General features: G+C 70.3%; 6 protein-coding genes. All 6 read left to right on the top strand.

Features of this window, described 5'->3' with window-relative positions; genetic code table 11:
• On the top strand, positions 1 to 843 hold an 843-nt coding region (locus tag AC1D1T_RS28525; RefSeq protein ID WP_477992953.1), incomplete at its 5' end, for an HAD-IC family P-type ATPase.
• Positions 840 to 1,226: a Cu(I)-responsive transcriptional regulator gene (gene cueR, locus AC1D1T_RS28530; RefSeq protein WP_465111182.1), complete on the top strand. Its 387-nt coding sequence runs from the start codon at positions 840 to 842 to the stop codon at positions 1,224 to 1,226. The genes AC1D1T_RS28525 and cueR, both read left to right, overlap by 4 nt.
• On the top strand, positions 1,223 to 1,924 hold the full coding sequence (locus AC1D1T_RS28535; RefSeq protein WP_465111183.1) for a pyrimidine 5'-nucleotidase: 702 nt from the start codon (positions 1,223 to 1,225) through the stop codon (positions 1,922 to 1,924). The genes cueR and AC1D1T_RS28535 overlap by 4 nt, the downstream gene beginning before the upstream one ends.
• Positions 1,925 to 1,944: 20 nt before the next feature.
• Positions 1,945 to 2,601, top strand: coding sequence for a nucleoid occlusion factor SlmA (gene slmA / locus AC1D1T_RS28540; protein WP_047500819.1), 657 nt, complete (start codon positions 1,945 to 1,947; stop codon positions 2,599 to 2,601).
• Positions 2,602 to 2,628: 27 nt separating this feature from the next.
• Positions 2,629 to 3,294, top strand: a complete 666-nt coding sequence (gene pdeM, locus AC1D1T_RS28545) for a ligase-associated DNA damage response endonuclease PdeM (RefSeq protein ID WP_477827885.1) — start codon at positions 2,629 to 2,631, stop codon at positions 3,292 to 3,294.
• Between the two features lie 49 nt (positions 3,295 to 3,343).
• A complete protein-coding gene (locus tag AC1D1T_RS28550) occupies positions 3,344 to 6,175 on the top strand; it encodes a PAS domain-containing protein (RefSeq protein WP_477992954.1) in 2,832 nt (943 codons plus the stop codon).
• Positions 6,176 to 6,762 lie beyond the last annotated feature (587 nt).

Raw genomic sequence — 6,762 nt, forward strand, 5'->3', positions numbered from 1 at the left:
GCACACGCTGGCGGCGGCGGTGCGCACACGCTGGCGGCGGCGGTGCTGGCGGCGGCAAAGCGCGACGGCATCGCGATCACGACGGCGGGCAACGTGCGCAGCGTTGCCGGCCGCGGATTGTCGGGCGAGGCCGGCGGGCGCGCGCTGCTGCTCGGCAGCAGTCGCTTCATGGAAGAGCAGGGCATCGCCTTGTCGCCGCTGCAGGCCCGGGCCGATGCGTTGCAGTCCGAGGGCCGCACCGTCTCGTGGCTGGCCGAGGCGGGCGCCGTGCCGCGGCTGCGCGGCCTGCTCGCCTTCGGCGATGCCGCGAAGCCGACCGCGGCCGAGGCGGTGCACCAGCTGCAGTCGCTCGGCGTGCGCTGCCTGCTGCTGACCGGCGACAGCGCCGGTGCGGCGGCGAAGCTGGCGCAGGTGCTGGGCATCACCGAGGTCCATGCCGCGCTGCTGCCGCAGGACAAGGCGGCGCTCGTCGAATCGCTGCGCCATGGCGGCGCGCGCGTCGCGATGGTCGGCGACGGCATCAACGATGCACCGGCGCTGGCGGCCGCCGATGTCGGCATCGCGATGGGCAGCGGCACCGATGTCGCGATGCAGGCGGCGGGCATCACGCTGATGCGCGGCGACCCGCGGCTGGTGGCCGATGCGCTCGAGATCGCGCGGCTCACGCAGCGCAAGATCCGCCAGAACCTGTTCTGGGCCTTCGTCTACAACGTGGTCGGCATCCCGCTGGCCGCCTTCGGGTTGCTGAACCCGGTGATCGCCGGCGCGGCGATGGCCTTCAGCAGCGTCAGCGTGGTCGGCAATGCGCTGCTGCTGCGGCGCTGGAAGGGAGCGGCTCGATGAACATCGGCGAAGCGGCGCAACGCTCGGGCGTGTCGGCGAAGATGGTGCGGCACTACGAATCGCTGGGACTCTTGCCGCCGGTCGTGCGCACCGATGCCGGCTACCGCCAGTACGGCGACAAGGAGGTGCACACGCTGCGCTTCATCCGGCGCGCCCGCGACCTCGGCTTCGGCATGGCCGAGATCGGCGAGCTGCTGAAGCTGTGGCAGAACCGGCGGCGTGCCAGCGCCGACGTGAAGCGCATCGCGCTCGACCACATCGCCGATCTCGATCGCCGCATCGCCGAGATGGAGGCGATGAAGCGCACGCTGTCGAGCCTGGCGAGCTGCTGCCATGGCGACCAGCGGCCCGATTGCCCGATCCTCGACGAGCTGGCCGAATGAGCGGCCGGCGCCGCGCACCCGTCTGGCTGTTCGACCTGGACAACACGCTGCATGACGCATCCCTTGCCGCGTTCGGCCCCACCAACCAGGCGATGACCGACTACATCGCCGCGCACCTGGGCCTGTCGACGGCCGAGGCGTCGGCGCTGCGCCAGCACTACTGGGACCGCTACGGCGCGACGCTGCTCGGCCTGGTGCGCCACCACGGCGTCGACGCGAGCCACTTCCTCGAGGAGACGCACCGCCTGCCCGGCCTCGAGGACCGCCTGCGCACCCATGCGCACGACCGCGCCGCGCTGCGGCGCCTGCGCGGCCGCAAGATCCTGCTGACGAACGCCCCGCGGTCCTACGCGCTGCGCGTGCTGCGGGCGCTCGGCCTCACCGACGTGTTCGACGGCGTGATCAGCATCGACGAGATGACGATGTTCGGCGACCTGCGCCCGAAACCCGACGCCCGCATGCTGCGCCAGGTCGCGGTGCGGCTGAAGGTGGCGCCGCGACGCTGCGTGCTGGTCGAGGACACGCTGGCGCACCAGAAGGCGGCGCACCGCATCGGCATGCGCACGGCGTGGATGCAGCGCTACCTGAAGACGGCCAAAGTTGCGAACAACAGCACAGAAGTTGGCGTTCACCCTTGCCGCAAGCCCCCCTATGTGTATGCAAGAATTCGATCGCTGAACAAGCTCCATACCCTGTAGTGACAACTTCGACTGCCGCGATGACCGACACCCCTGCCATCCCCGAAGACACCAGTCCCGAGGTGGCAGCCGACGCGGTGGCCGAGCCGGCGGGCCGCAAGCGCCCGAAGCCTGGCGAGCGCCGCGTGCAGATCCTGCAGACGCTGGCCCACATGCTGGAGCAGCCGGGCGCCGACCGCATCACGACGGCGGCACTGGCCGGCAAGCTCGATGTCTCCGAAGCGGCGCTGTACCGCCATTTCGCGAGCAAGGCGCAGATGTTCGAAGGCCTGATCGAGTTCATCGAGCAGAGCGTGTTCACGCTGGTCAACCAGATCACCGAACGCGAGACGAGCGGTGTCGTGCAGGCGCAGAAGATCCTCACTGTGCTGTTGCAGTTCGGCGAGAAGAACCCCGGCATGACGCGCGTGATGGTGGGCGATGCGCTGGTGTTCGAGAACGAGCGCCTGGTCGCCCGCATGAACCAGTTCTTCGACCGCATCGAGTCGCAGCTGCGCCAGAGCCTGCGCAGCGCCGCCGAAGCGGCCGGCTCGTCGACGCCGACGGTCGATGCGAACGCGCAGGCCTCGGTGCTGACCGGCTTCGCGGTTGGCCGCCTGCAGCGCTATGCGCGTTCGGGCTTCAAGCGCGTGCCGACCGAGCACCTCGACGCCGCGCTGCGCCTGCTGGTCGGCTGACGCCGGCCTCCTTCTTTCCGCCTGGCCATGGTCACGACGGACGTCGGCGGCCAGCGCCTGGCATTGCTGCCGGAGAAGGCCGCCTGGTGGCCGGCGCAACAGGCCTTGCTCGTGGCCGATGCCCACCTCGGCAAGGCGGTGTCGTACCAAAGGCTCGGCGTGCCGGTGCCGGAGGCGACGACCACCGAGACGCTGTCGCGGCTGGCTGACCTGGTCGAGCGGCACGGCGCGCGGCGCATCGTGTTCCTCGGCGATTTCCTGCACTCGGTGCATGCGCATGCGGCCTCGACGCTGGGCGCGCTCGCGCAATGGCGCGAGCAGCACGCGGACCTGCATCTGACGCTGGTGCGCGGCAACCATGACGCCCATGCCGGCGACCCGCCCGCCTGGGCGCGCATGGAGGTCGTCGACGAGCCGCTGCGGGTCGACGGACTGGCGCTGTGCCACCACCCGATGGCGCATGACGGCGCCTATGTGCTGGCGGGTCACCTGCACCCGGGCATCGTGCTGGGCGGGCGGCCGCACGATCATGTGCGGCTGCCGTGCTTCTGGTTCGGCGATCGCGTCGGCGTGCTGCCGGCCTTCGGTGCGTTCACCGGGCTGAAGACGATCCGTCCAGCGCCGGGCGAGCGGGTCTTCGCGGTGGCCGACGCGGCGGTGTTGCCGGTGCCGGGCGCTCAAGAATCCGGCTGACGGGGCCGATATCGGGCAAAGCTCCGCGTGGCGGCGCACCGTTGCCGTCATGCCGCTCCTCCCCCGCGTACCGCTCCATCGCCTGGCCGCCCTGTGGCTGGCCGGCGTCGGCGTCTGCGTGGTGGCCGGCGTGCTCGGCGGTCGCGTCGAGCTGGCGCGCCTGTTCCTGAATGCCGTGCCGGCCAGCTTCAACGCCGGCCTGCTGGGCCTGATCGCTGCACTGGCGCTGTGGACCGACCCGCGCGTGCCGTCACGCCGGCTCGCGTGGTGCGCCGGGCTGCTGGTGCTGCTGCCGGCGCTGGTGCTGGCCGAGCACCTGGGCGGCGTCGAGCTCGGGATCGACGCGCCGGCGCTGCACCAGGCGATGCAGTCGGGTTCGTCCCACCCCGGGCGCCTCGCGCCGAACACCTGCCTCGGTTTCCTGTTCGCCGGCCTGGCGCTGTGGCTGCAACACCGGCCGGCGCTGCGCTGGCGAGGGCTGCTGGTGTCGTGCTGCGTGTACGGCACGCTGGCGGTCGGGCTGTCGGCGCTGGCCGGCTATGTGCTGGACCTGGAAGCGATGTACAGGCTGCTGTCGTTCAACAGCATGTCGGCGGCCGTGATGGCGATGCTGGTGGTGCTGGGGGCGGCGCTGTGGTCGAGCCTGCTGGCGGGCGAGTCGACCGAGGCGCCGGGAGAGTCGGGAGAGCGGCCGGAAGCCCGCATCACCCGCACGGCGGTCGGCGTGCTCGGCGTGGTGGCGGTGGTGTCGGGCGTCGCGGGTTTCGCGCTGATGCAGCGCGCCTACAAGATGACGGTGGCCGACAGCCTGGAGACGGCGGCGCGCGGCCATGCTGGCGCGTTCGCGCACAGCCTGAAGCAGGAGATGGAGATCGCCGAGAGCGTGTCGCGCCAGCTCGCGTTGCAGCGGGCGCTGGCGCAGCTGGCGGTGAATCCGGTCGATGCGCAGGCGTTCGACGACCTGCGCGAGGTGGCGACCAGCCTGCTCGGGCAGGATTTCAGTGCGCTGCGCGTGCAGAACGGGCGCGACGAGTCGCTGCTGGAGGCCGGTTCGTCGCGGCTGCGCTCGGCACCGGTGGCGTTGCCGCTGGGCGATGGCCATTCGACGCTGCTGTGGGACGACGGGCTGGTGCTGCACAGCGAGCTGCCGGTCGAGCGCCATGGCGAGCGCGTCGGCGGGCTGATGCTGGAGCGCCGGCTGGGGGTGCTGACGGGGCTGCTGTACGACCTGCAGCACGGCGACGATTCGACCGATGCGCTGCTGTGTGCGCGCATCGACGGGGACGCGGTGTGCCTGCCGAGCCGCTTCTACGAGGCGGGCCGCCACATCGCGATCTACCGGCCGGATGGCCAGCCCTTCCTGCCGATCTCGAAGGCCCTGCTCGGCATGTCGGGCTCCGATTCGGTGCGGGACCTGCGCGGCGTGCCGGTGCAGGCCGGCTACGCGCCGTTGCGCGGCGTCAACCTGGGGCTGGTGATCAAGACCGACAGCGGCGAGCTGTTCGGCTACATCCGCTCGCGGCTGCGCCTGCTGACGGGTTTGCTGGTGGCGCTGGTGGTGGTGGGGGCGTGGCTGCTGCGCTCGCATGTGCTGCCGCTGGCGCAGCGGCTGGCGAGCAGCGAGCGCCGCTTGCAGATGGTGTCGGACAACCTGCCGGCGCTGGTGTTCCATGTCGACGCCGACCTGCGCTACCAGTTCGCGAATGCGCGCTACCTGCCGATGGTCGGCCTCGACCCGAAGGCGATGATCGGCCAGCGCATGCAGGACGTGCTGGGCGCGGAGGTGTCCGCCTCGATCGCGCCGCACATCGAAGCCGCACTGCGCGGCGAGCGCGTGCGCTACGAGCGGCACGGTCACTGGCTCGGCCGCGAGCACCACCACCTGGTCGAGTACGTGCCCGAGCGGCGGCCGGACGGCAGTGTCGCCGGGGTCTACGGCATGGTGATGGACATCACCGAGCGCCACCAGGCGCAGGCGCAGCTGGCCGCGAGCGAGGCGCGGCTGCGCACGATCACCGACAACGTGCCGGCGTTGATCACGTATGTCGACACCGACCTGCGCTTCCAGTTCTGCAACCCGGTGTTTGAGGCCTGGACGGGCATCCCGGTGGCCGATGCGATGGGGCGGCGCATGCAGGACGTGTTGCCGCCGAAGGTGATGGCGCTGCGGCAGCGGCAGATCGAGCGGGCGCTGCGTGGCGAGACGGTGCAGTTCGAGACGGTGGCGGTGCTGGGGCAGGGGCCGCGGCATTTCCAGGTGAACTACCTGCCGCACCGCGACGAGCAGGGCCGGGTGATCGGCGTGTACAGCCTGACGAACGACATTTCGGCGCAGAAGGAATTCGAGCGCCAGTTGCAGACGCTGGCGCGCGTGGATGCGCTGACGGGCCTGGCGAACCGGCGGCAGTTCGAGGAGCGCTTCTCGGAGGCGATGTCGCGTTGCCGGCGCAGTGGCCGGCCGATGGCGCTGATGTTCATGGACATCGACAAGTTCAAGGGCATCAACGACACGCTGGGCCATGCGGGCGGCGACGAGGTGCTGAAGACCTTCGGGCAGCGGCTGGTGGCGAGCGTGCGCAAGACCGACACGGTGGCGCGGCTGGCGGGCGACGAGTTCGTCGTGATCCTGGAGGGCCTGAACACGGTGGACGAGCCGCACTTCCTGGCCCGCAAGATCCTGGCGGCGATCTCGGCGGAGCAGCGGGTGCTGGGCCATTCGTTGCGCGTGACGACGAGCATCGGCATCTCGTTCTACGAAGGCGACGACAGCCGCGAGGGCGAGCTGATGGCGCGGGCCGACAAGGCCTTGTACGAGGCCAAGGAAGCTGGCCGTGGGACCTACCGATGCGCGCCTCGTTCGGTGGTTGTTGCTGGTCGGTAGTTTCTCTTGAGGCAAAGGCGCGGGTGGGGAGGCCGGGGCTCGCCGRCCAAGTCGGTCATCGCCCCTGGCGGGGCGATGACTACCCTCCGCTGACTGGTTTCATGGCCCGTCGCCCAAACTCCCTCCGTTCGCTTCGCTCACTGTGGTCAAACAGTGTGCGACAGTCAGTTCACGAAGCGTGCTGCGCACGCGGGCCATGAAACCAGCCAGCTCCGGCGACCCGTCCTGATTGGCGCTCCMCAGCCTMCCCACCCGCGCCTTTGCAACACCGCCRCRCWGTGTTTGGGGGAAAAGATTGAAGTGATCGACAAGCGYGCCGGCGCTCGCACGTTTGTCGRTCACTTCAATCTTTTCCCCCCCAACAAGAGCGGCTGGTGGCTTCGCGGCGGGTGAGGGRATGGGCTGGGGGCGATTTCCTGRGGCGACGGAGAAGRTCGGCTTTGGGGATGGCGCGCGCCAGCGCGCTTCGTAGAYATACTCATCGGCWSTGTTTGACCACAACGAACGAAGTGAGTGGAGGGAGTTTGCCGATGCATCCCCAAAGCCGAKCTTCGCAGTGGAGTCGGCGCCCCCAGGGCGCCGACCGC

This window comes from Rhizobacter sp. P2_H3 (assembly GCF_056403355.1).